This window comes from Nonomuraea sp. NPDC003754 (assembly GCF_053605785.1).
Genome location: NZ_JBSGJX010000004.1, coordinates 82,000 through 105,107 on the forward strand (window position 1 = coordinate 82,000; position 23,108 = coordinate 105,107).

Annotated in this window: 22 protein-coding genes; 3 read left to right on the forward strand and 19 right to left on the reverse strand. The window is 71.2% G+C overall.

Annotated elements, in window-relative coordinates:
- Positions 1-78: 78 nt before the first annotated feature.
- Positions 79-732, forward strand: coding sequence for a hypothetical protein (locus tag ACWEVS_RS06695; protein WP_452550307.1), 654 nt, complete (start codon positions 79-81; stop codon positions 730-732).
- Here ACWEVS_RS06695 and ACWEVS_RS06700 read toward each other — a convergent pair.
- Genes ACWEVS_RS06700 through ACWEVS_RS06730 form a run of 7 tightly spaced genes read right to left on the reverse strand, consistent with a single transcriptional unit; the run spans position 716 to position 9,166 of the window.
- The gene (locus ACWEVS_RS06700) at positions 716-2,032 is read right to left on the reverse strand and encodes a hypothetical protein (RefSeq protein ID WP_452550308.1); all 1,317 of its coding nucleotides are present in this window, start codon (positions 2,030-2,032) and stop codon (positions 716-718) included. The two genes, ACWEVS_RS06695 and ACWEVS_RS06700, sit on opposite strands and share 17 nt — an antisense overlap.
- On the reverse strand, positions 2,029-3,315 hold the full coding sequence (locus ACWEVS_RS06705) for a hypothetical protein (RefSeq protein WP_452550310.1): 1,287 nt from the start codon (positions 3,313-3,315) through the stop codon (positions 2,029-2,031). Before ACWEVS_RS06705 ends, ACWEVS_RS06700 begins: the two co-directional genes overlap by 4 nt.
- Entirely contained in the window at positions 3,312-5,429 is a 2,118-nt protein-coding gene (locus ACWEVS_RS06710; RefSeq protein WP_452550312.1) for a glycosyltransferase, read from the reverse strand. The genes ACWEVS_RS06705 and ACWEVS_RS06710 overlap by 4 nt, the downstream gene beginning before the upstream one ends.
- A gap of 21 nt (positions 5,430-5,450) precedes the next feature.
- Positions 5,451-6,185, reverse strand: coding sequence for a WecB/TagA/CpsF family glycosyltransferase (locus ACWEVS_RS06715; RefSeq protein WP_452550314.1), 735 nt, complete (start codon positions 6,183-6,185; stop codon positions 5,451-5,453).
- Positions 6,186-6,229: 44 nt separating this feature from the next.
- Positions 6,230-7,639 (reverse strand): O-antigen ligase family protein, encoded by a 1,410-nt coding sequence (locus ACWEVS_RS06720; RefSeq protein WP_449915015.1) that lies wholly within the window; start codon positions 7,637-7,639, stop codon positions 6,230-6,232.
- Complete coding sequence (locus ACWEVS_RS06725) at positions 7,636-8,346, reverse strand: hypothetical protein (RefSeq protein ID WP_354907649.1); 711 nt, start codon at positions 8,344-8,346, stop codon at positions 7,636-7,638. The genes ACWEVS_RS06720 and ACWEVS_RS06725 overlap by 4 nt, the downstream gene beginning before the upstream one ends.
- A 34-nt stretch (positions 8,347-8,380) precedes the next feature.
- Positions 8,381-9,166: a hypothetical protein gene (locus ACWEVS_RS06730; protein ID WP_449915021.1), complete on the reverse strand. Its 786-nt coding sequence runs from the start codon at positions 9,164-9,166 to the stop codon at positions 8,381-8,383.
- 215 nt (positions 9,167-9,381) lie between these two features.
- Here ACWEVS_RS06730 and ACWEVS_RS06735 point away from each other — a divergent pair, with 215 nt between their 5' ends.
- Positions 9,382-10,302 (forward strand): glycosyltransferase, encoded by a 921-nt coding sequence (locus tag ACWEVS_RS06735; protein WP_449915024.1) that lies wholly within the window; start codon positions 9,382-9,384, stop codon positions 10,300-10,302.
- A 1-nt stretch (position 10,303) separates the two neighbouring features.
- Here ACWEVS_RS06735 and ACWEVS_RS06740 read toward each other — a convergent pair whose 3' ends face one another.
- Genes ACWEVS_RS06740 through ACWEVS_RS06770 form a run of 7 tightly spaced genes read right to left on the reverse strand, consistent with a single transcriptional unit; the run spans position 10,304 to position 17,621 of the window.
- On the reverse strand, positions 10,304-11,752 hold the full coding sequence (locus tag ACWEVS_RS06740; protein WP_452550317.1) for an oligosaccharide flippase family protein: 1,449 nt from the start codon (positions 11,750-11,752) through the stop codon (positions 10,304-10,306).
- Between the two features lie 15 nt (positions 11,753-11,767).
- On the reverse strand, positions 11,768-12,727 hold the full coding sequence (locus tag ACWEVS_RS06745; RefSeq protein WP_452550319.1) for a hypothetical protein: 960 nt from the start codon (positions 12,725-12,727) through the stop codon (positions 11,768-11,770).
- A complete protein-coding gene (locus ACWEVS_RS06750) occupies positions 12,696-13,964 on the reverse strand; it encodes a DUF4910 domain-containing protein (RefSeq protein ID WP_452550320.1) in 1,269 nt (422 codons plus the stop codon). Before ACWEVS_RS06750 ends, ACWEVS_RS06745 begins: the two co-directional genes overlap by 32 nt.
- The gene (locus ACWEVS_RS06755; RefSeq protein WP_452550322.1) at positions 13,961-14,980 is read right to left on the reverse strand and encodes an NAD-dependent epimerase/dehydratase family protein; all 1,020 of its coding nucleotides are present in this window, start codon (positions 14,978-14,980) and stop codon (positions 13,961-13,963) included. The genes ACWEVS_RS06750 and ACWEVS_RS06755 overlap by 4 nt, the downstream gene beginning before the upstream one ends.
- Positions 14,981-14,996: 16 nt before the next feature.
- The gene (locus tag ACWEVS_RS06760; protein ID WP_452550324.1) at positions 14,997-15,641 is read right to left on the reverse strand and encodes a PIG-L deacetylase family protein; all 645 of its coding nucleotides are present in this window, start codon (positions 15,639-15,641) and stop codon (positions 14,997-14,999) included.
- Complete coding sequence (locus tag ACWEVS_RS06765) at positions 15,613-16,422, reverse strand: sugar phosphate nucleotidyltransferase (RefSeq protein WP_452550326.1); 810 nt, start codon at positions 16,420-16,422, stop codon at positions 15,613-15,615. Before ACWEVS_RS06765 ends, ACWEVS_RS06760 begins: the two co-directional genes overlap by 29 nt.
- Positions 16,419-17,621: a class I SAM-dependent methyltransferase gene (locus tag ACWEVS_RS06770; protein ID WP_354907663.1), complete on the reverse strand. Its 1,203-nt coding sequence runs from the start codon at positions 17,619-17,621 to the stop codon at positions 16,419-16,421. Before ACWEVS_RS06770 ends, ACWEVS_RS06765 begins: the two co-directional genes overlap by 4 nt.
- 66 nt (positions 17,622-17,687) lie before the next feature.
- Between ACWEVS_RS06770 and ACWEVS_RS06775 the strand changes: the two genes are divergently transcribed.
- The gene (locus ACWEVS_RS06775; protein ID WP_452550327.1) at positions 17,688-18,257 is read left to right on the forward strand and encodes a dTDP-4-dehydrorhamnose 3,5-epimerase family protein; all 570 of its coding nucleotides are present in this window, start codon (positions 17,688-17,690) and stop codon (positions 18,255-18,257) included.
- On the opposite strand, the gene rfbD is transcribed toward ACWEVS_RS06775, so the two are convergent.
- The 5 genes from rfbD to ACWEVS_RS06800 form a co-directional block, all read right to left on the reverse strand.
- Positions 18,239-19,090: a dTDP-4-dehydrorhamnose reductase gene (gene rfbD, locus ACWEVS_RS06780; RefSeq protein ID WP_452550329.1), complete on the reverse strand. Its 852-nt coding sequence runs from the start codon at positions 19,088-19,090 to the stop codon at positions 18,239-18,241. The genes ACWEVS_RS06775 and rfbD overlap by 19 nt on opposite strands.
- Complete coding sequence (gene rfbB, locus ACWEVS_RS06785) at positions 19,087-20,013, reverse strand: dTDP-glucose 4,6-dehydratase (RefSeq protein ID WP_452416419.1); 927 nt, start codon at positions 20,011-20,013, stop codon at positions 19,087-19,089. Before rfbB ends, rfbD begins: the two co-directional genes overlap by 4 nt.
- Complete coding sequence (locus ACWEVS_RS06790; protein WP_449915054.1) at positions 20,010-21,074, reverse strand: glucose-1-phosphate thymidylyltransferase; 1,065 nt, start codon at positions 21,072-21,074, stop codon at positions 20,010-20,012. The genes rfbB and ACWEVS_RS06790 overlap by 4 nt, the downstream gene beginning before the upstream one ends.
- Before the next feature lie 2 nt (positions 21,075-21,076).
- Positions 21,077-22,531 (reverse strand): sugar transferase, encoded by a 1,455-nt coding sequence (locus tag ACWEVS_RS06795; protein WP_449915056.1) that lies wholly within the window; start codon positions 22,529-22,531, stop codon positions 21,077-21,079.
- A 219-nt stretch (positions 22,532-22,750) separates the two neighbouring features.
- Positions 22,751-23,092 carry a hypothetical protein gene (locus tag ACWEVS_RS06800; protein WP_354907672.1) on the reverse strand — a complete coding sequence of 114 codons (342 nt, stop codon included), beginning with the start codon at positions 23,090-23,092 and terminating at the stop codon, positions 22,751-22,753.
- Positions 23,093-23,108 lie beyond the last annotated feature (16 nt).

A 23,108-nucleotide genomic window follows, 5' to 3' on the forward strand; every position in this document is an offset into this window, starting at 1 on the left:
CAGGCGCCCGCCCCGTAACGGTGGTCCCGTTTGGACCGATACACCCCACGCTGAGTTCGCGATCAGAGGGGGATGGTCATGGGCACGCTGCAGGCGTTACGCAACCGGTTCGTGGACGCTCCGAACTCCGTGGGCGCCCGGGCCAGGCAGCGGCGCTGGGACCGGTTCGCGGCCGCCTTCCCGAACATCTCCGAGATGTCGGTGATCGACCTCGGCGGCACGTTCTCCGCGTGGGAGCGGGCCCCGGTACGGCCGGCCCGCCTGCACCTGGTCAACCTGATGGACCCGCCCACCGACCTGCCCTCCTGGGCCAGGGCCGACCGCGCCGACGCCACCGAGCTGCCGAAGGCGATCCTGGGCGGCGACTACGACCTCGTCTACTCCAACGCCGTCATCGAGCACGTCGGCGGACACATCCGGCGCGAGCGCTTCGCCGACAACGTCCGGGCGCTGGCCCGCCGCCACTGGGTGCAGGTCCCCTACCGCTACTTCCCCGTCGAGCCGCACGTGCTCTTCCCCGGCTTCCAGTTCCTGCCCGTCGCCGCCCGGCGGATGATCATCAGCCACTGGCCGCTGGTGCACACCGCGCCGCGGGACCGGCTGCACGCGCTGCGCGACGCCATGGAGGTGGAGCTGCTGAGTGTGACGGAGATGCGCTACTACTTCCCCACCTCCACGATCGCCTTCGAGCGGATGGGCGGCCTGGTCAAGTCGATCATCGCGATTGGCTGATCTTGTAGATGTGGTAGCCGCGCTCGGAGGCGAACGTGTCGGTGAAGCGCCCGTGCTCGACAGGGATCGTGCGGTTCTCGAAGAGCACCTCCACCTCGGCGGTCGCGGCCAGCTCGGCGGGCAGGGTCAGCGAGCGGCTGCCGGGTTCGCTGCCCCGCTCGATCATGGCGAAGACGTAGAAGGAGCCGCCCTGGCCCTTCAGCATGGTCTCCAGGCCCTCGCCGAAGTCGTAGGCGTAGGACTGGGTGTTGAGGACCGGCGCCAGCTCCTTGATCTGCCGGTTGACCTCGGTGACGGCGGCCCTGACCGGCCGGTAGCACGGCTCGCGCAACGCGTGGTGGCTGACGCAGGGGCCGCCGAAGCTGTGGTTGAAGTAGAGGATGCCGCGGGCCTCGTGGATGATCGAGCTCATCACCGCGCCCTTCACCTGCTCCGGTTCGACGGCCCGCAGTCCGGTCCTGTTCCGGTCGCTGAAGGGCCAGCCGACCTCGACGAAGTTGTAGACGGGCTGGAGCTTGCCGTCCATGGCGTCGAGCCGGCGCTGCTTGTCCATGAGCCAGCCGTAGCCGGCCGCCCGCGGGCACTCATTGTCCGGAAATTTCAGGATCGTTTTGGCTTCGACGCAGATCCCCGCGTCGGTGTACCAGTACATGTCGGCCGAGACCAGATCGGTGTAGCCGTTGACGAACTGGCTGTTGTCCTTGTCGCTCCACCACATGCCGACGCCCTTGCCGAAGTTGGCGTAGAACATGCGGCCGTCGCCCTTGGGCAGCTTGTCCTTCTGCGTCCTCATCGCGGTGAAGCCGCACCCCTCACCCTTGGGCGGGACGCAGGGATCGCCCGCCCCGGCGAACCTGCCGTCCCACCGGGCGTTGCCCGGCCGCGGGAACATGTCGGCCTCGTCGGCGATCACCCAGCCCACCGTCTCCGGCCCCGACCCGGGCAGCGGCCTGGTCGTCATCGCCGACATCCCGTGCTTGTCGACCAGCTTCAGGTCGCTGTCGCCGGTGAGCTCGACGTAGAGGTTGATCCCGGCCTCCTTGTCGGCCAGCACGTCCTTGTCGGCCAGCACCGACTCGTACCAGACGCCGATGGGGAAGAACGACGGATCCGTCCACCCCCGGGCCGCGGCCACGGGGAAGCGCCCGTAGTAGGCGGGGCCGCCCTCCCACGGCACCCGCGGCAGGTCCAGGGTCACGGCCGCCGGTCGGCGCGGCAGCGCGCCAGGGACCACGGCGAACAGGACGGCCGCCAGCACCGCTACGGCCGCCACCCCGCCGAGCACGTAGCTCCTTCTCACGGTCGCGCCTCCCCGATCCTGATCTTGTAGATGTGGTAGGTGTCCTCGGAGTCGAACGAGTCGGCGAACCTGCCGTCCGCGCCGATGGCGACGGTCCTGTTCTCGAACAGCACCTCCGCCTCGCGGGCCGTCGACAGCTCGCTGGGGATGGTGATCGTGCGCGGCCCCATGCTCCCACCTCGCTCGAGCATCGCGAAGAGGTAGAGAAAACCGTCGTGCCGCTTCAGCATCGTGTCGAGGCCGGGCGCGTAGCCGTACCTGAAGGACGGGCTGTTCAGGACGGGCGCGAGGCGCGCGATCCGCCGGTTGAGCTCGGTCACGGCGGCCCTGACCCGGGCGCCGCACGGCGCCCGCAGCAGGCCGGTGGTACGGCACGCCCGCCCCACGCTGTGGCCCAGGTAGATGATCCCGCGCGCGCCGTGGATCAGCGAGCTCAGCACCGCGCCGCCGACCTGCCGGGGCGTGATGGCGCCGTCCCCCTCGCGCGGCCGGCCGAGCTCGACGATGGCGTAGACCGGTTGCCGGCGCGCGTCCTTGGCGTCGAGCGTGCGCTGCCTGTCGATGGTCTCGCCGTAGTTGGCCGCCAGGCGGCAGTGGGCGCTCGCCAGGTTCATGAAGCGCCCGCCCTCCTCGCAGGCGGCCCGGTCGGTGTACCAGTAGAGGCTTGTGGAGACGGCGTCGGTGTAGCCGTTGACGAACCTGGCGGCCTGGTCGCTGGTGAGCCAGTACATGACGCCCTTGCCGTAGGTGGCGTAGCGCAGGCGGCCGTCGTCGGGCAGGCGGCGGGAGAGGGCGCGCATGGCGGTGTGGCCGCAGCCGGCCTTCGCGGGCACGCAGGCGGGCGCGCCGAAACCCGCCACGCCCGACCAGCGGGCGTTCCCCGGACCGCCCCACATGTCGGCCTCGGTGCCGACGAGCCAGCCCACGGTCTCGGCGCCGTGGCCGGGCAGCGGCCGGCTCGTCAGCGCGGACATGCCGTACCGGCGCAGCAGGCGCGGGTCGCTGTCCCCGGTCAGCTCGAAGTAGGTGTTGATGCCCGCCGCCCGGTCGGTGGTCACGTCCTCGCGCGTGCGCACGGCGGCGAACCACACCCCGACGGGGAAGAAGGAGGGCTTGGTCCAGCCGGCCCGCACCGCCGCGGGGAAGCGTTCGTAGTAGCGCGGGCCGCCCTCCCACGCGACCGGTTCCAGCTCGACCCTGACCGGCGAGAGATCGTCACCGGCGGGCGCCGTGCAGGCGGTCAGCGCCAACAGGATCGCCGTGAGCGCGTACCGCCTCCTCACCCGGGCGGCCTCTCGGCCAGCGCCCGCAGCTCGGCGGCGCGAACCGACCAGTCGTCGCCGAGCACCGAGGCGCGCAGCGCGTCGGGTGGCCGCGGCGGGCCCTCGGCCAGCGAGACCCTGATCGCCTTGACGAACAGGTCGGCGCCGGCCGCCACGCGGACCCTGTCGGTGTAGCGGGACAGCTCGCCGTAGTCGGTGCTGACGACGGGCAGGCCCAGCGCCAGGTACTCCTTCAGCTTGATCGGGTTGGCGTGCCTGATCCAGTCGTTGTCCAGCCACGGCATGAGGGCGACGTCGAAGGCCGAGCCGTAGGCGGGGATCAGCTCGTAGGGACGGAAGCCCAGCCAGTGGACGTTGGGATGCCTGGTCAGCCGCTCGATGGGCCCGTTGGCGTCACCGATGAGCACCAGCGAGACCTCGGGCAGCTCCAGCGCCACCCGCTCCAGCAGGTCGAAGTCGACGACGAAGTCGTCGAGCGCGCCGAAGAAGCCGACGCGCGGCCCGGGGAGGCGGCGCACGTCCGCCGGCCACCGCTCGGCGGGCACGCGGGTGAAATGCGCCAGGTCCACGCCGTGGTCGAGGAAGTGCGCCCGGTCGCCGGCCAGCGCGGCGTCCTCGGCCATGAGGGTCCTGCTGACGTAGACGACGCTGTCGGCGTGGCGCAGGAGCCGGGTCTCCATGTCCTTGACGGCCTGCCCGCCGCCCTCGGGGAAGGCGGAGTGCCGGTCGGAACGGTTGAAGACCAGCGCCCTGCGCGGCATCGGCCGCACCACGTCCCAGGCCGTCGGCAGGGTGACGACGACCACCGGGCGGCGCAGGCCGAGCGCCGCGCACACCGCCGCCACCTGGGCTCTGACCAGGAGCGCGCTCGCCTTCCTGCCTAAGGAGGAGCCGTACAGCGGCAGCGGGAGCGGCGACATGACGTAGAAGTCCGGCGCGGGCCGCCGGACGAACTTGGCGACGCTGCGCAGCTTGCGGCCGATGCGCCGCAGCGTGTTCGTGGACCTGCCGGGCACCGGCATGCGCAGGCCGATGCTGTTGACGACCAGCACCCTGCGCTGGGCCGACAGGTGGCGCATCAGCTGGAAGTCGGAGTGCGCCCGGTTGTGGTACCACCAGTCCTGCGCGGAGAAGCAGACGTAGCCCGGCGGGGGCGAGGCGGCACCCGGCGGGGGCGCGGTCGCGCCTGGCGGGACCGGGGTGGCGACCGGCGGGACCGGGGTGGCGCCTGGCGCGGACGGCCACTCGGCCATGGTGAGCAGCTCGCGCAGCGCCGCCCGGTGCCTGGCCCTGGCCGGCGCCCTGCCGGCCTCGTTGAGGGTGACGGCCGCGCGCATCAGCGCGCCGCGCGGCCTGCCGTACAGGCTGCGGTGCAGGCGCACCCGGTTGGCGGCGGCCAGCGCCCAGAGCCGGTCGGAGGCCACCTGGTCGCCGCCGAGGTGCACGGCGACGGCCTCGGGCTCGTACCGTACGGCGAAGCCGTGCCGGCCCGCGCGCAGCATGTACTCCGTCTCCTCCGAGTACAGGAAGTAGCGCTCGTCGAGCGGGCCCAGCGCCTCGGCGCAGGCGCGCGAGACCAGCCACGCCGCGCCGGTCGCCCAGTCGACGGTGCGCGCCCGCAGGTAGTCGCGCGGGTCGGCCACCAGCTCGCCCAGCGGCGCGATCCGGCCCGCGCGGAACCCGCCGAGCGCGGCCTCTCCCAGCGCCCTGAGCACGGTGGGCCGCCGGCGCAGCGAGAGCTGTAGAGCTCCGCGCTCGTCCAGCAGCCGCGGTACGGCGATGCCCACGCCGGGCCGGTCCAGCGCCCGCAGCAGCAGGGCGACCGCGCGCGGCCGCAGCCTGATGTCGGCGTTGAGCACCAGGACGTCGCGGCCCGCGGCGGCGGCCAGGCCGGCGTTCACCCCGAAGGCGAAGCCGCCGTTGCGGCCGGTCTCGATCAGCTCGACGCCCTGGCCGTAGGCGCGGACCCGCTCGACGGTGTCATCGGGTGAGGCGTTGTCCACCACGATGATCCGGGCGTCGGGCACGCCGTCGAGCCCTGGACCGAGCGACCGCAGGCAGTCCTCGATGATCTCGGCGGCGGCATAGGTGACGATCACCACGGCAAGGGGCATGAACCAACCATTCTCGCGAGCTCAGGGCCTGCGTCCGGTGAGCCGCCGGGCGGCGGCGACGGTGAGCACCTTGACAGCGAAGGGGGCGTCCTCCCGCAGGTAGCGGCGGGCCAGCCGGCCGGGCTCCAGCCACAGCCGGTGCAGCCACTCGCCGCCGGCCCGCTGCAGGAGAGCGGGAGCGCGGCTGAACTGCCCCGCGGCCATCGGGATGCCCGCGCCGCAGCCGAGGTGCCAGGCGTGCGGCAGCAGGGGGCGGAGGGCGGCGATGGTCTTCTCCTGCTTGGGGAAGCCCAGCCCGACCAGCACGAGGTCGGGGGCGGCGGCCACGACCTCGGCCACGGCCGCCCGCATGCCGCGGTCGGTGGCGTCGAAGCCGAAGGGCGGCGCGTGGCAGCCCGCCACGCGCAGGCCGGGGCAGCGCTTGGCCAGTTCCTCTCCCGCGCGCTCGGCGACGCCCGGCTCGCCGCCGAACAGGAAGACCGAGCGGCCCTCCGCGGCGGCGCGCTCGCTGAGGCTCCAGACCAGCGAGGCGCCCGTGACGCGCTCGGGCACGCCGAGCCCGGCGAGCCTCGCCGCCCAGACCACCGGCATGCCGTCGGCGACGACCAGCTCCGCCCCTGCCACCAGCGCGGCGAGCGCGGGGTCGCGGCTGGCCTTGCGGACGATGTCGATGTTGGCGGTGACGATCGAGCCGCCGGCGCCACGCGCCCAGCCGGCGGCGACGTGGTCGGCGACGTCGGCTTCGCTGAGTGCCATGACCGCGACCGCGCCGACGCGGACACGCCCCGGGACGGGAGCCCTCACCGCGCCGCCCGATCGCCCGCCGGCCCGCCCGGCGCCCGCCCACCCGCCGGCCCGCCCGGCGCACCGCCACCCGCCGGCTCACCCGGCGCGCGCGCCCCGTCCGGTACGGCCCGCACCGAGCGCAGCAGCGCGCCCGACAGGCCGACGAACAGGAAGGCGATGCCGCTGGTCGTCTCGAAGGAGTTGAGGTCGAAGGTCGCGCAGCCCACCAGGGTGACCAGGAGCGAGGCGGCCAGGCTCAGGCCCAGGTCGCGGGTGGTCGGGTCGCTCGACAGGTAGCGGGCCCGCAGCGCGGCCCAGATGGCGGTGCCGAACAGGCCCACCAGCGTCGCCACGCCGAGCAGGCCGCCCTCGACGGCCGTCAGCAGGTACTGGTTGTCGAAGACGATGTCGTAGGGCGGGTACCAGGTGCCGTGGCCCCTGCCGAGCAGCGGGTGCTGCTCGATCGCGTTGAGCGCGATCGCGTAGTCGGCCGTCCGGTAGCGGATGCTGGAGTCGTTGCCGATGTTGTCGAACAGTCCCGCGATGGCGCCGACGAGGCCGGGGGCGGCCAGCCGTACGACGGCGAGGAAGAAGACGAGCGCGATGATCGCCTGGACGCGCCGCCTGGCGGGCCAGTGCGACAGCAGCAGCAGTCCGGCGGCGAGCAGCCCGAGCACGGGCGAGCGCGACGCGGAGAACACCAGCCCGGCGGCGACGAGCGCGCAGCACACCCACCAGCGCAGCGCGGGCAGGCCCCGCTCGCGTGCGGCGAAGGCGTAGTGCAGCGCGATGGGCAGGATCATCGAGCACACCACGCCGAACTCGATGGGATGGCTGGTGGTGGCCGCGGCCCTGTTCAGGCCGTTGCGTTCGAGGATCGCGGGCGCCTCGCCCCTGACGCGCGTGCCCGGCACGACGATGTCCATCGTGGGGTCGTAGGAGAGGAGGAACTGGATGCCGCCGATCACGCCGAGGATCGCCCCTGCCACGACCGCCGTCTTCAGCACCAGGTCGACGCGGTCGCGGCCGTGGACCCCGTCGCAGGCCACCAGCGCCACGCCGACCAGGGCGAGCGCGATGACGCCGATGTGGTCGGCCAGGTCGAGCTGGCGCGGCTCGAGGTAGGCGACGGCGGCCTGGGCGTAGCTGGCCAGGTAGGCGACCGCGTAGAGGTAGACGGCCGTGCGCACCGGGTTGGCGCCCTTGGCCGCGCCGAGCGTGAGCGTGAAGTGGGCGCACATCCACCACAGCGCCGCGAACAGGCCGACCGCCTCGGCGGGGGTGAGTGCGAACGGCAGGCCTCTGAGGATGAGCCGCGCGGGCACGATCATGAGGATGACGACGAAGAGCGCGGCGAACGTGGCGCCGTCGGCTCGCCGGCGCGCGGGCCGGTCCGTGACCGGCGGCGCGAGCACCGCGGTCACGGCTGGAGCACCTCTTCCCGCTCGGGCACGGCGGGAGCCGGTTTGGCACGTTCCGACCGGCGGCGCAGCGCCGCCGTCGCGCTCTCGGTGGCGAAGGCGGCGGCCAGGCTGGCCAGCAGGCCGAGGAGCAGGACGGCCGCGGTGTAGCGCAGGCGGTCGTTGCGCAGCGCCACGGCGTCGGTGGGCGGCAGGATCTCGGTGAGCACGATGAACGTCGTGGGCGGGGCCTTGAGCTGGACCTGCCGCTTGTCGAGCTCGGCCCTGGCCCGCTGGGTCACCCGCGAGACGATCTCCTTGGCGGCCCGCGGGTCGGAGCTCATCCCCTCGATGAGGACGAACGGCTGGCTGAAGAGCAGTTCGGGGTTGGGGCTGCCGTTGTTGACCTCGTAGGTGGTCTCGCCGTGCGGCCGGGCGCCGAGCTTGGTCATCGTGTCCTCGGCGCCCAGGATCTGGACGAGGACCTCCGCGGTCATGTTCAGCCCGTAGTTGTAGTTCAGCAGCGGGTTGGCTTCCATGATCTGGTCGCGCCGGTCGCCCAGCGTGGACGGCCCGGTGATCGGCACGGTCAGCGACAGCACGGCCGACGACTGGTACATCGGCGGGATGCTCGTGTAGATCCCGTAGGAGCCGGCGAGCGTCACCAGCAGGGCGGGGACGGCGACGTACCATCGCCGCAGCACGACCCCGATCGCCGCCCAGAAATCCAACTCATCTCCCCACTAACCGATAAAGCACGATAAATCAGCTCTTTTCCGGTTCGTCATCGTCTTTCACGACCGGGATCGGCGTCGTTCGGTCGACGGTGGATTCCACGTTCCTGGCCTTTTCCCTGCCTTCGGCGAAGACCAGGACCCTGCCATTGATCTTGCGCGGCGGTGTGATCTTCTTTTCCGCCGGCTCGGGCCGGTTCTCGGCCACCGGTACGGCCCGGCCACGGCGGAGGATCACCAGGTACGCCAACCCGAGCCCCAGCGCCACCCCCAAGCCGAAGGCCCCGGCCGTCGCCATGATCGTGTTGCTCCACACCGCCTTGGGGGCGAGGGTGGTCACGTCGTTGAGCGCGATGTAGGTGCTGTGCGGAGCGCCCAGGATGCGCTGCTGGTTGAGCAGCTCGGCGCGGATGCGCTTCTCCGTCCTGGCGATGGTGTCCAGGACGGTCACGCCGGCGGGCGCCTCCACCGCGACGTGGACGAACGGGCCCGCCGTGGTGATGCCCATGAGCTCGGCGTTGGAGCGGCCGTCGTCGACGGTGAGCTTGATCTCGCCGCCCTCCACGATGCCCAGTTCCTTCTGGATCGCGGGGTTGTTCATGGTCAGGATGAGGATGCCGGCGACCGTCCGCATGCTGTCGCTGTACTGCAGCAGCGGGTTGGTCAGGCCGACCGGCTTGGTCTTGTCGAGGGACAGGGTGCCGCCCGAAGGAGGGGCGACGAGGATCATGGACGAGCTGGCCGCGTAGCGGGCCGGGACCTGGAAGAAGGCCACGGTGGCCAGACCTGTGGAGACGAGGAGGACCGGTAAGGTCACCCATTTCCGACGTAACAGCGCAAAAATACTTTCCCAGAAGCCCACATGTACCCCCCACGCCTCTGGCATTGGTACATATTCCTGGCGATCCGCCACCAGGTCCTACAGCCCTCTATCTGAAGATCGCCCTTCAACGTTACGGTTATCCGACTAGCGAGTCCAGCCCGGATAAATCCAGACATGCCTTTTTGCTTCGCCGTAATGGAGGCTGACAAATGGCCGAAAATTCACCCTCGTTCGTGGGGCGCGCGGCACCGGAGATCGGGCTCGGTCTATGCGTCTACAACGGCGAGCCGTACCTGAGCGGATCGCTGGCCTCGATCCTCGCCCAGGAGGACGCCGACTTCGAGCTCGTCATCGCCGACAACTGCTCGACCGACGCGACCGAGGAGATCTGCCGGGAGGCGGCCAGGAACGATCCACGCGTCCGCTACCTGCGGCGTGACCGTAACATCGGCGTCATCGCCACGCACAACCGGATCGTCAGGGAGACGCGCGGCGCCTTCTTCGCCTGGGTGACCTCCGACGACGAGTACCGCAAGGACCGCCTGTCGCTGCTGGCGGCCGCGCTGCGCGACCGCCCGGAGGCCTCGATGGCCTTCTCCGGCGCCGAGGAGGTCGACGGCGAGGGCACGCTGATCGAGGTCTGGCGCACCACGGCGGCCACCGACCATCCCGACCCGATCGTACGGCTGCGCGCCAAGCTCGACTTCTACGACGAGACGCTGCAGTTCTACGGCCTGATGCGGCGCGAGGTCCTGGAGCGGGCGATGCCGCTGCAGCCGGTCGTGGCCTGCGACAGGGTGCTCCTGGCGCAGCTCGCGCTGCTCGGCCCCATGGTCGCGGTCGACGAGCCGCTGCTGTGGCACCGCAACCACGCCGGCAGCGTCAGCAGGGCCAACCACGCGCGGACCTTCCGCAGGCGCGAGGCGCCGCGGGAGAACCCGCGCTGGTTCCTGCCGAACGTGGAGGAGGGCCGCTGCCTGGTGCGCGTCATCAACCACACGCCGATGCGTCCCGGCGCGCGACTGCGGGCCTACGCCGCGATGCGCCCGTGGCTGCGGCGCAACGCGGTGCCGATGGCCCGCAACCTCGCCCACGTGGGCGTGGGGCTGGTGCGCGGCAGGTCCGGCTGAGTCAGCCGGCGACGAGGGTGCGGATCTCCCTGAACCTGGCGCGGGAGATCCCCACCAGAACGTAGGCGACCAGGCCGGCGGCGCCCGCGAGCGCGAGCCGTACCAGGGAGAAGGCGCCGTCGGTCGCCGTCATCACCAGCCAGGCGGTCCCGCCCGCCGCCAGCCCGCCGAGCAGCGGCCGGACCGCCGCGGGGCCGATCGGCCCGAGCGCGACGCCCGCCCGGCGTAGCAGCACCCCGGTCAGCGGCAGGGTGACCAGCACGCCGACGACGGCGTGCGCGATCGCCACGCCGCGGATGCCGCCGAGGAGCGCGCCCGCGTACAGGGACGGGATGAGCGTCACCGCCCACACGACCTTGAGCATCGCGATGGAGCCGACCGCGCCCACCGAGGTGAGCACGTCGGAGCAGGTGTTCATGACCATCCGCACGGCCATGAGCACCATGAGGAACGACAGGGCCGCGGCCGAGGGCAGCCACCGCTCGCCGTACAGGAACGGCACCACGACCGGCGCCAGCACGCCGACCAGCACCGCGACCGGCGTCACCACGATCAGCAGCATGGGCACGATCTGCTGCACCTTGGCCGACAGGTCCTCGGGACGCTCGTCGGCGACTCTGGAGAAGCCGGGCAGCGTGACGTGCCGCAACGCCTCCCCGATCAGCCCGGGGACCCAGTTGGAGACGTTGAGCGCCAGCAGGTAGTAGCCGAGCACGGTGGCGCCGAACACCTTGCCGACGATGATGGAGTCGGCGTTCAGCAGCAGGGCCTCCACGCCCAGGCCGAGGGCCAGCGGCATGCCGAAGCGCAGCAGCCTGAGCATCGGCTCGCGGCGCAGCCCGAACCTGATCGGCGCCCCGGACCAAATGATCATCAGGATGCCGCTCACCCCGGTGGAGGCGACGGCCCCGAAGGCGAAGCTGTACGGCCCGGCGCCCGCCAGCGCGCCGCCGATCGCGACCGGCACCTGCACGCCCACGCCGATCATGGTGGCCAGGGCGATCTTGCCCTGCTGGAACCTGCGCAGCAGGACCGCGCTGCGCACCCCGACGAATCCGTCGATGACGATCAGCAGCGCCATGACCCTGACCATGCCGGCGGCCTCGGCGTTGCCCGCGAACCCGGCGAAGGCGGGGGCGCCGAACCATAAGGCGGCGTAGACGGTGAGGCTGAAGGTGAGCACCATCGTGGTCGCGGTGGGCAGCACCTCCTCGATCCTGCCGCGCCACTGGACGATCGCGGCCACGATGCCGGCGTCGTTGATGTGCCAGAGAAACTGCTGGGCGGCCAGCGCGACCGCGTAGATGCCGAAGTCGGCGGGCGCCAGCAGGCGCGCGAGGACCAGCCCCATGCCGAAGGAGGCGAGCCGGGTGGCCACCCTCGCCACCAGCCCCCACCTCAGGCCCTTGCCCGCCGACCCCGCCCTGTCGGTGATCTCAGTCTCCGGCATGTGCCTTCCGCTCCTTCACTCGACTCGTTCGAGCCAGATCTCCCGCCAGTAGCCGAAGTGGCCGCGGGGGCAGTTGAAGTTGTGCCTGCCGGGGCAGACGAACCCCTCGATGAGGACGCTGGGCGTCTTCATCTCGAGCATCCGCCCGGTCGTCTCGTCGAGGCAGCGCTCGACCCGCCCGGTGACGACGCCGGTCTTGCCGCAGTACATGGCCAGGTCGTTGTCGAAGCCCATGCCCCTGTTGCGGAGCTTGGCGTCGAGGGTGCCGGCGATCTCGTCCTTGGACCTGACACGCACCAACTCTCCGGGTTCGAGGTCGAGCGTGGCAACGGGTGTGGGCCCCGCGACCCGGCCCTTGAGGAACCCCCACGGCAACCCGTCCCTGAACCACAGCCGCCGGGGCAGGATCCTGGTGCTCCACACCTGCAGCCGGCCGAACAGGGCGATCAGGAAACCGCGCAGGGTCTCGAGCGCGCCGGTGTTGCCCGAGCGGTAGTCCCACAGGAACTGGCGCAGATCCTTGAGCGGCAGGCGCTCCGGGGCCGCCCGCAGGATCTCCGTCGACTGGCAGGAGTAGCGGGGGGCGCCGTCCTCGAACGGCGCCTTCCTGGTGGCGCGCTCCAGGACGGTGACGTCGACGGGTCCGACCGCCCGCGGCCGCTCCCGGCCGTCGGCCCTCCTCAGCCAGGCCGTCTTCCAGTAGGTGAGGCAGGCGGCCTGGCAGCCGCCGTGCGCCTGGCCGTCGCATCGCGCTTCGGCCAGGTGGACGGCGTCGCGCATCCGCCGGATGCCGGTGCGCTCGACGGTGTCGCACAGCTTGTGCGCGACCTTGGCGACCGTCATCCGCCGGCCGCAGAAGGCCAGCATCTCCGGCATGAACGGCAAGCCGTCGAGCTCGCCGTTCTCGTCGAGCGTGGCCATGATCTCCTCGGCGCTGAGGACCTCAACCAGGTCCCCGACCCTGTACTCGATCATCGTGTTCCTCCTCTTTCAGCAGACCGGCTCGTGCTAGTGCGCTCGCGGCAGCGCTCACCGCGGTGAAAGGGAGCCCCGAACGAATCGCGATGTCCAGCAGGCCGTGCTCCCCGTCGGAGAGGTTGAGCACCCACAGGATCGCCATCTGGTCGATGTCGGGACGTCCGTACAGCCCTCGTGGTCCGAGCCACGGCTCGCCGTACGGCTCGAGATTGATGTAGGTGCCTTCCTCCTCCAGGACGTGCACGATCTCCTCGACGGCGGCGAGGGTGTCCGCCATCGCCTCCTCGGTGACGAACGAGGGGTCGTCGGCCGAGGTGTGGTATTCGGGGAACTCGCCGTTGGGCGTTCTGGTGAGCCGACCGACCGGCAGGTCGAAGCCCGGCGAGCAGAAGTGGCGCTCGTCGTAGCCGAACGGGACGAAGTCGCGCAGCTCGTGCTCGCGGGTGGACAGCACGTGCGCCGCCGCCCTGTCGATCAGCGCGTCGCCCCTGCGGCTGCGCTTGTAGGTCAGCCGTCCCGGATCTCCGGCGCAGGCCAGCACGAGGCCGTGCCTGATCCGGTGCGCCGCGTCCCTGTTGCGGGCCAGCCAGGCGATCGCGCCCAGCGCCGCGGGCGCGAACAGGAACCGGTAGGTGAGGCGGGGCCGCCGGCGCGCCAGCCTGGCCGCCAGCTCGACGGCCACCGCGATGCCCGCGAGCGTCTCGTTGGCCAGCGCGGGATGGCAGGTGTGGCACGAGATGAGCACCTCGTCGGCGGTACGGCCGCGCACCACGTGCTCGCCGTAGGTCAGGTGCCCGTCGGCCAGCGTGGCGTCGATGCGTACCTCGTACTCGCCCTCGGGCAGCTCCTTCAGCGCGTTCTCGCTGAGGCAGAAACCCCAGTCCCGCTTGAAGTAGCCGGTCCGGTACGGCACCAGGTCAGGCTGCTCGGGCAGCGTGTGCAGGCGCGGGCGCAGCTCCTCCAGCGTCATCGTGGCCGCGACCGGCACGCTGTTGCCGACGACGTGCAGCGGCGACCGGGCGAAGTCGATCACCCTGCGCCCCGTCGCGTCCTTGACGTAGGCGTCGGTGATGTTCCACTCCTGGGGCACGACCCAGTCGAGGACCCGGGTTCCCGTGGGCACCTCGTGCAGGTCCAGCGGGATCGTCTCGGCGATGATCGCCAGCGTGCGCCGCACGCCGTCGCCCGTCATGCTGCGGCAGATCGGGTGCAGCCGCTCGACCAGCTCCTTCATGGGCGCAGCGTCTCGTCGACCGTGCCGTCGGCGCGCCGGGCGGCGATCCTGGCCAGGCGGGTGAAGCGGTGGTCGAAGGCGTCCTGGGTCAGGCCGTGCTCCCGGTAGGCGTCGACCAGCTCGTGGGCGCCCGCCTTGACCGACCAGCCCGCCTCGTAGCCGGGCAGCGCGGCGCGGATGCGGGCGAAGTCCACCCGGTAGGAGCGGGGGTCGTTGCCCGCCTCGCCGGTGATGAGCAGCCGCGATCCCGGTACGGCCGCGACGACCTCGGCCGCGATCTCCGCGACGGTCACGTTGTTCTGCTCCGTGCCGACGTTGAAGGCCCTGGCGTGGACGGCCTCGCGCGGCGCGGCCAGCGCCAGCTCGAAGGCGCGGGCGATGTCGCGGGCGTGGACGAGCGGCCGCCACGGCGTGCCGTCCGACAGGACCCGTACGGTGCCGGTCAGCAGCGCGTGGCCGACCAGGTTGTTCAGCACGATGTCGGCGCGCAGCCGCGGCGAGAACCCGAACGCGGTGGCGTTGCGCAGGAACACCGGCGAGAAGTCGGCGTCGGCCAGTTCGGCGAGGTCGTCCTCGACCCGCACCTTGGACTCGGCGTAGGGGGTGACCGGCCGCAGCGGCGCGTCCTCGGCGACCAGCTCGTCTCCTCCCGACGCGCCGTAGACCGAGCAGGTGGAGGCGTAGAGGAAGCGCCGCGCGCCCGCGTCGCGGGCGAGCCTGGCCAGCCGGACGGCGGCATGGTGGTTGATGTCGTAGGTCAGCTCGGGTGCGAGGGCGCCGAGCGGGTCGTTGGACAGGGCCGCCAGGTGGATCACCGCGTCACAGCCCTCGACGTGCTCGGGCCGCACGTCGCGCAGGTCCACCGGATGGCCGGGCGGGTCGGCGGGTGCCGGGCCGAGCACGCAGTCGGCGAACAGCCCGGAGTCGAGGCCGACCACCTCGTGGCCCGCCGCGGTGAGGATGGGTGCCATCACGGTGCCCAGATAGCCCTGGTGGCCGGTCAACAGAACGCGCACAACTGCTCCTTGGTCATCAGCGGGGGTCCATGACGAGCTTGGTGGCGTGGAACGCCTCGGCGTACCTGCGCTGGCACTGCACGCCGCGCACCCGGGCCAGGGCGCCGAAGGCCTCGGCGTCGAACCAGCTCCGGCCGTGTTGCGAGGGATAGTGCTCGTGCAGCAGGCCGATCTTCTCGGCCATCAGGTCGTCGGTCAGCGGCACGAAGACGCTGGGCTGGGCCAGGTCGGACTCCCATTTGAGGATCTCGTAGCCGAGCACGTGGTGGTCGCGGAAGACGGTGGGCACCAGCGCGGCGAGGCCGCGATGGTCCTGGTGGGCGTCGTGCGGCGCGGGCGCGAGGATCAGCGAAGGGTCGCAGCCCTGCCGCAGCTCGTGCAGGGCCCGCTTGGCGCGTTCCCAGTGCGCGGGCAGGCGGCCGTCGGGCAGGTCGAGGACGCGCACGTCGAGCTCGGCCTTGGGGCAGAAGGCGGCCAGGGCGGCGCGCTCCTCCGCCTCCCGTACGGTGCCCCCGCCCGACAGCACCAGCGCCGTGACCCGCAGGCCCGGCCGGGCCCTGCACAGGCCGAGCAGGGTGCCGCCCGCCCCGATGGCCACGTCGTCGCAGTGGGCGCCGAGCAGCACGATCTCGTCAGACCGCCCGGGAGAGAGCCGAAACACTGGCGATCCGCCTTCCCTCCCACAGCGCCCAGGGCCGCTCGCCCCTGGAGTACTCCTCGTCCAGCGCGGCCCGCTCCTTGACCGTGTCGGTGGGCCGCCAGAAGCCCCGGTAGGGGTAGGCCAGCAGCCGGCCTTCCTTGGCCATCGCCGCGCACGCGTCGGCCACCAGGTCACCGCCGGGCGGGATCCGGTCGAAGACTTCGGGGCGCAGGACGAAGTAGCCGCCGTTGATCCACAACGGCATCTCGGTGACCGGCGTGATGCCGCCGACCCTGCCGTCGGCCCCCAGCTCGACGCAGTGGAAGGTGCCGGGCGGGGGCACGACCATCATCGACGCGCCCGCGTCCGACGCCCGGAAGTTGTCGATCATCTCGTCGAGCGGGGCGTCGGTGAGCACGTCGGCGTAGTTGGCCAGGAACATCTCCTGCCCGTCGAGGTGGCCGCGCACCCGGCGCAGCCGCTCGCCGATGGGCGAGTCCGTGCCGGTGTGGACGAAGGAGATCGACCAGTCCGAGATGTCCGTCGACAGCAGCTCGATCTTGCCGTCACGCAGGACGAAGTCGTTGGAGGCGGTCTCCTGGTAGTCCAGGAAGAAGCTCTTGATGTGCTCGGCCCCGTATCCCAGGCACAGCACGAACTCCTTGTGCCCGTAGTGGGCGTAGTAGCGCATCACGTGCCAGATGAGCGGGCGCGGGCCGACCGGCTGCATCGGCTTGGGCAGGTCGGTGACGCCGTCGCGCATCCGGGTGCCGCGACCGCCGCAGAAGAGGACGACCTTCACACGACCTCCAGTCGCGGGATGGGGAAGACCAGCCTGCCGCCCCACTCGTGGACGTAGGAGAGCTGCCCGACCAGCTCGTCCCGCAGGTTCCACGGCAGGACGAGCACGTAGTCGGGGCGGTCCTCGGCGATCCGCTCGGGCGGCAGGACGGGGATGCGCGTGCCGGGAGTGAAGCGGCCGTGCTTGTAGGGGTTGCGGTCGACGGTGTAGGCCAGCAGGTCGGGGCGGACGCCGCAGTGGTTGAGCAGCGTGTTGCCCTTGCCCGGCGCGCCGTAGCCCACGACGGTCCTGCCCTCGTCGGCCGCGTCGATGAGGAAGCGCAGCAGGTCGCGGCGGACCTTGGCGACCCGGCCGGCGAAGTCGGCGTATCCGGACAGCTCCAGCAGCCCGGCGGCCTTCTCGCGGGCGATCACGTCGTGCACGCGCGGGGACGGCGTGCCGTACGGCTTGGCCCAGAGCCTGATCGACCCGCCGTGGGTGGGCAGCAGGTCGACGTCGACGAGCGTCAGACCCCCGCTTGCCAGCGCCCGCTGCGCGGCGGCGACCGTGTAGTACTGGAAGTGCTCGTGGTAGATCGTGTCGTACTGGTTGAGCTCCACGAGCGTCAGCAGGTGCTGCACCTCGACGGAGACGACGCCGTCGTCGGCCACCAGGCTGCGCAGGCCCTGGGTGAAGCCCACCACGTCGGGGATGTGGGCGTAGACGTTGTTGGCCACGACGACGTCGGCGGGGCCGTGCTCCTCGCGCACCCGCCGCCCCGTCTCGGGCGTCAGGAAGGCCGTCAGCGTCGGCACGCCCTTCTCCACCGCCGCCGCGCCCACGTTGGCCGACGGCTCGATGCCCAGGCAGCGCACCCCGCGGGCGGCCACGTGCTGGAGCAGGTAACCGTCGTTGCTGGCCACCTCGACCACGAACGCCCCCGGCCGCAACGCCAGCCCGTCCACGAAGCGCCTGGCGTGCTCGACCCAGGAGGAGGAGTAGGAGGAGAAGTAGGCGTACTCGGTGAACGTCTCCTCCGGCGTGATCAGCGGCGGCAGCTGCGCCAGCCAGCAGGAGGTGCACACCCGCAGGTGCAGCGGATAGGTGGCCTCCGGCTGGTCGAGGCGGTCGGCGGTGAGGAACAGCTCGCACGGCGGGGTGGCGCCGAGGTCGACGACGTCCGCCAGATCAGGCGAACCACATAACCGGCATATGGTCATGCATCATCTCCAGACACACGGGTTCTTCGGGTGGGAGGCGCGGGTGTTACAGCTACTCTTCGGATCATGAAGCCCCTCAGCATCGACGGCGCGTGGGCGTTCACCCCTCGGGTCCACGCCGATCCCCGCGGCAGCTTCCTGGAGGCCTTCAGGGCCGCCGACCTGCCGGCTCCCTTCGAGCTCGCCCAGGTCAACGTCTCGGTGTCCAAGGCGGGCGTGCTGCGCGGGATCCACTTCGCCGACGTGCCGCCGGGGCAGGCCAAGTACGTGATGTGCGCGGCCGGCAGCGTCCTGGACGTCGTGGTCGACCTCCGGGCCGGCTCCCCCACCTTCGGCAGGTGGGAGGCCGTCACGCTCGACGACCGCGAGCGGACCGCCGTCTACGTGGCCGAGGGTCTCGGGCACGGGTTCATGGCGCTGAGCGCGGAGGCCACGATCGTCTACCTGTGTTCCACGCCGTACGCCCCGTCCCGCGAGCACGGCGTGCACCCGCTCAGCCTGGGCATCGCGTGGCCGGACCTGGAACCGCTGCTGTCGGAGAAGGACGCCGCGGCGCCCACCCTCGAGGCGGCCCTGGAGGAGGGGCTGCTGCCCGACTACGCCGCCTGCCGGCGCTTCTACGCGGGACGGCACTGACGGGCCTCCTCCGTCGCCAGCGCCGGCCAGGCCGCGTGCAGCGCCGTCCGCCAGTGCCTGATCGGCTCGCACCTGGTGTTGGCCAGCACGCTGTTGGCGGGGCGGGACGCGGGTCGGGGACAGGCAGCGCCCGGCACCGGCCGCACCCGGCCTGGATCCGCGCCGAGCAGGGTGAAGACCTCCCTGGCCAGGCCGTACCAGGTGGTCTCGCCCGAGCTCGTGCCGTGGTAGACGCCCGGCATCAGGTCGGACGTGGCCAGCCGGACGAGGAAGGCGGCCAGGTCGGCCGTCCAGGTCGGCTGGCCGCGCTGGTCGTCGACGACGTCCACGGTCTCGCGGGCGGCGGCCAGCCTGATCATGGTGCTGACGAAGTTGGGGCCGTGCGCGCCGTAGAGCCAGGCCGTGCGCACCACGTAGTGCCCGGCGGCGGCGAGCTCGCCCGCCAGCTTCGTCCTGCCGTAGGCGTTGACCGGCGACGGCTGGTCGTCCTCCCGGTACGGCACGCGCGAGCGCCCGTCGAAGACGTAGTCGGTCGACAGGTGGATCAGCCGCGCCCCCGCCCACGAGCACGCGTCGGCCAGCACCCCGACCGCCCGCCCGTTGATGGCCAGCGCCTCGGCCTCCCTGGTCTCCGCCGCGTCCACGGCGGTCCACGCCGCGCAGTTGACCACCACGCGCGGCCGGTAGCCGCTGACCAGCTCGCGCACCGCCCGCTCGTCACGCAGATCGAGCTCGGCACGCGTCGGCGCCACGACCTGCTCTCCCGAACGGGCCAGCAGCGCGAGCAGGTCGGCGGCGAGCATGCTCCCGCCGCCGGTGATCAGCCAGCTCACGCCCACCAGTCCCGGTGGTCGGCGTACCAGCGGACGGTTTCCTTCAGTCCCTGGTCGAAGGGGATCGCCGCGCGGTAGCCCAGCGCGCGCAGCCTGCTGTCGTCGAGGGAGTAGCGGCGGTCGTGGCCCTTGCGGTCGGCCACCGGCTCGACCTGGTCCCACCCCTTGCCGAACGCCTCCAGGAGGTGGCCGGTCAGCTCCCTGTTGGTCAGCTCGGCGGTGCCGGCGATGTGGTAGACCTCGCCGGGGGCGCCCCGCTCGGCCACCAGCCGGATGCCGGCGCAGTGGTCGGCGACGTGGATCCAGTCGCGCACGTTGCCGCCGTCGCCGTACAGCGGGACCTTCCTGCCCTGGAGCAGGTTGGTCACGAACAGCGGGATGACCTTCTCCGGGTACTGCCGCGGCCCGTAGTTGTTGCCGCACCTGGTGATCGACACGTTCAGCCCGTGCGTGATCGCGTAGGCGCGGGCGATCAGGTCGCCGCTCGCCTTCGAGGCCGCGTACGGCGAGCGCGGCGCCAGCGGCGCGTCCTCCGTCCACGACCCGGTGTCGATCGAGCCGTAGACCTCGTCGGTCGAGACCTGCACCACCCGCGGTACGGCCGCCGCGAGGCACGCCTCCATCAGCGCCTGGGTGCCGAGCACGTTGGTGCGCACGAACTCGGCCGCGCCCTCGATCGAGCGGTCCACGTGCGACTCGGCGGCGAAGTTGACGACGAGGTCGTGCCCGGGGACGACCTCGCCCAGCAGGCCGGGGTCGCAGATGTCGCCGTGGACGAAGGTGTGCGGGACCTCCTCGAGGTTGCGCCGGTTCCCCGCGTACGTCAGCCTGTCCAGCACGGTCACCTCGGCCTCGCCCGCGACGAGCTGGGCGAAGTGCGAGCCGATGAAGCCCGCACCCCCTGTGACCAGGATTCTCTTCATGAACTGATCTGCACCTTGCTGTGATCGCCCAGCACGAGGCGGTGGGCTCTTGGTGTGTCGGGCGCGGGCGTGACCTGCACGTCGTGGCCGATGAGGGAGGACTCGATCCTGCGCACCCCTTCGATGGAGGATCGGGGCAGCACGATCGAGTACTCGATCTCGCTGCGGGTGATGACGCAGTCGGCGCCGATGGAGGTGAAGGGGCCGACGTAGCTGTCGGTGACGCGCGCGCCCGCGCCGATGATCGCCGGACCGACGATACGGGAGTTCTCGACCGTCGCTCCTGGCTCCACCACGACCCTGCCGATCAGCTCGCTGCCGGTGGAGGTGCCCAGCAGGCGCGGTTCGAGCGACTCCAGGACCAGGCGGTTCACCTCGAGCATGTCCTCGACGTTGCCGGTGTCCTTCCAGTAGCCGGTGATCCGGGTCGACTCCACCCTGCGGCCGTTGTCGATCAGCCACTGGATGGCGTCGGTGATCTCCAGCTCGCCCCGCCACGACGGCTTCAGCTCGGCAACCGCCTCGTGGACGGCCGGGCTGAACAGGTAGACCCCCACGAGGGCGAGGTCGCTCTTGGGCACGGCGGGCTTCTCCTCCAGCCCGACCACCCGCCCGTCGCGGTCGAGCTCGGCCACGCCGAACTGGCGCGGGTCGCCCACCCTGGTCAGCATGATCTGCGCGTCGGGCCGCTCGGCGGCGAACGAGGAGACGATCTCGCCGATCCCGCCGACGACGAAGTTGTCGCCGAGGTACATGACGAAGTCGTCGTCGCCCAGGTAGTCGCGGGCGACGAGGACGGCGTGCGCGAGGCCGAGCGGAGCGGTCTGGCGCAGGTAGGTGACCTGCGTGCCGAAGGCGGAGCCGTCGCCGACCGCGGCCTCGATCTCGGCGTGGGTGTCGCCCACCACCATGCCGATCTCGGTGACGCCCGCCGCCGCGATCGACTCCAGGCCGTAGAAGAGCACGGGCTTGTTGGCCACGGGCACGAGCTGCTTGGCGGAGGTGTGGGTGATCGGCCGTAGCCTGGTGCCCGAGCCTCCCGCCAGCACGAGTGCTTTCACCGCTAGTAAGCCCCTTCTCCACGGGTCACGGCCTTCCAGGTCTTCCACAGGATCTGGAGGTCGAGGATGAGCGACCACCGCTCCACGTAACGCAGGTCGAGCCTGACCGACTCCTCCCAGCTGAGATCGGACCGGCCGCTGACCTGCCACAGGCCGGTCATGCCCGGCTTGACGACGAGCCTGCGCCGTACGTCCGCGCCGTACTTGGCGACTTCCTCCGGCAGCGGCGGCCGGGGGCCCACCAGGGACATCCGGCCGCTGATGACGTTGAAGAGCTGCGGGATCTCGTCCAGGGAGTAGCGGCGCAGGAATCCGCCGATCCTGGTGATCCTTGGATCGTTCCGAATCTTGAACAGCACGCCGTCACCGTCGTTGGCGTGCTCCAGCGCGCGCTTGAGCCGCTCGGCGTCCACGATCATGGTCCTGAACTTCCACACCGTGAACTCTTCGCCGCCCTTGCCCACCCTGACCTGCCGGAAGAACGCCGGCCCCGGGCTGGTGAGCCGGATCAGCATGACGATCAACGCGAACGCCGGCAGCAGGACGACGATCGCGATGCCGGCCAGCACGCGGTCGAAGACGTTCTTGACGATCTGCTTGGCCCCGTCGAACTCGGGGTGGTCCACGTGCAGCAGCGGCATCCCGGCGACCGGGCGGATGCTGATGCGCGGACCCGCCACGTCCATGAGCGCGGGCGCCACGAACAGGTCGGTGCGCTGCTCCTCCAGGCTCCAGGCGAGCCTGCGCAGCGTGTCGCCGTCGAGCTCGGGGCAGGCCGCGACGGCGACGGCGTCGGCCTGGGTCAGGGACACGGCCGCGGCCACGTCCTGCAGCCCGCCGAGCACCGGCAGGCCGTCCACGTCGAGGTCGCCCTGCGTCCGGGGCAGGCACACCCCCACGACCCGCATCCCGTGATGCGGCTCCCTGCGGAACTGCATGATCAGATCGAGGACGGCGGCGCGATGGCCCACGGCGATGACATGACGCATGTACTTTCCGTGGGCCCTGGCTAAATGCAGTTTTTTGCGGACCCGAAACCGGAATGCCAGCGTCAGGACGAGCGCGAGGGGAAGGGCGGCCATCACCAGACTGCGCGCGATGCTGGTTTGCGTGGCATATGCGCCAATTGCCACGGTTGCCATCAATCCCACGCCGCCATTAAATACCGCCCGAAATTCCTCACTTCCCTCGCCGTGCCCTCTCTCCCGGTAGGCCGCGCTCAGCTGCATGGTGACGGGCCAGGACGCCATCAGGGCGACACCGGCCACGACATCCTCGACCGGGATGTACGCCCCGAACAGCAGTTTCGTCCCGAGAACCACCATGCAGGCGGCAAAAGCGCACGCGACATCACCCGCCCGGAGAAAGCGGACATACTTCCGAGTCCAGATGCTCGGCGCCCGTTGTGGCGCCGCCTGAAGGAACACGACACCGGGCTCCCCCGCTCCCACGCTCATAGCACCCCACCCTGGAAATCTGCTACGACACCGCAAGACGCCCCATTCCGCCCCATTGATAACGCCTTTCGCTTCGTCACCAGGGGCGGCAATTCCCACTAAAGACTAAAGATCAATGCGGAATCCGGAAATAACAGCAGATGACCAACATCGGACGCGCGTCGCGCTTGACGGGAACGGTCCAATGATGCCAGGTGCACAATCGATCACCCAGGGTGATCAGTCGTACTCGAGGTCCGGGAGCGAGGAAGGCGGCTCCGGGCTGCGCCACACGACGATCACCTTGTCCCGGGCGGTCTGCGCCGCCAGGTGCAACCGGTCGAGATCGAAGTCGGGCAGGTAGCGCAACCGGGCGAGGAACGTGGCGTCGGTGGCCGACTTCGGTACGACGCAGCCCTCCCCGTCACGGTCGAGGAGGATGTAGAGGATCTCGGCTTCCGTCTCGGCCGCGACTCGGACCTCGACGACATCTTCCCAGGCGAGGGCCTCGACGCTGCCGTCAGCGTAGTGACGGGTCACGCCCTCCTCGGTGACATACACGTAGGAGTCCGGCACGTGCATGGCCGCGATTCTTGCG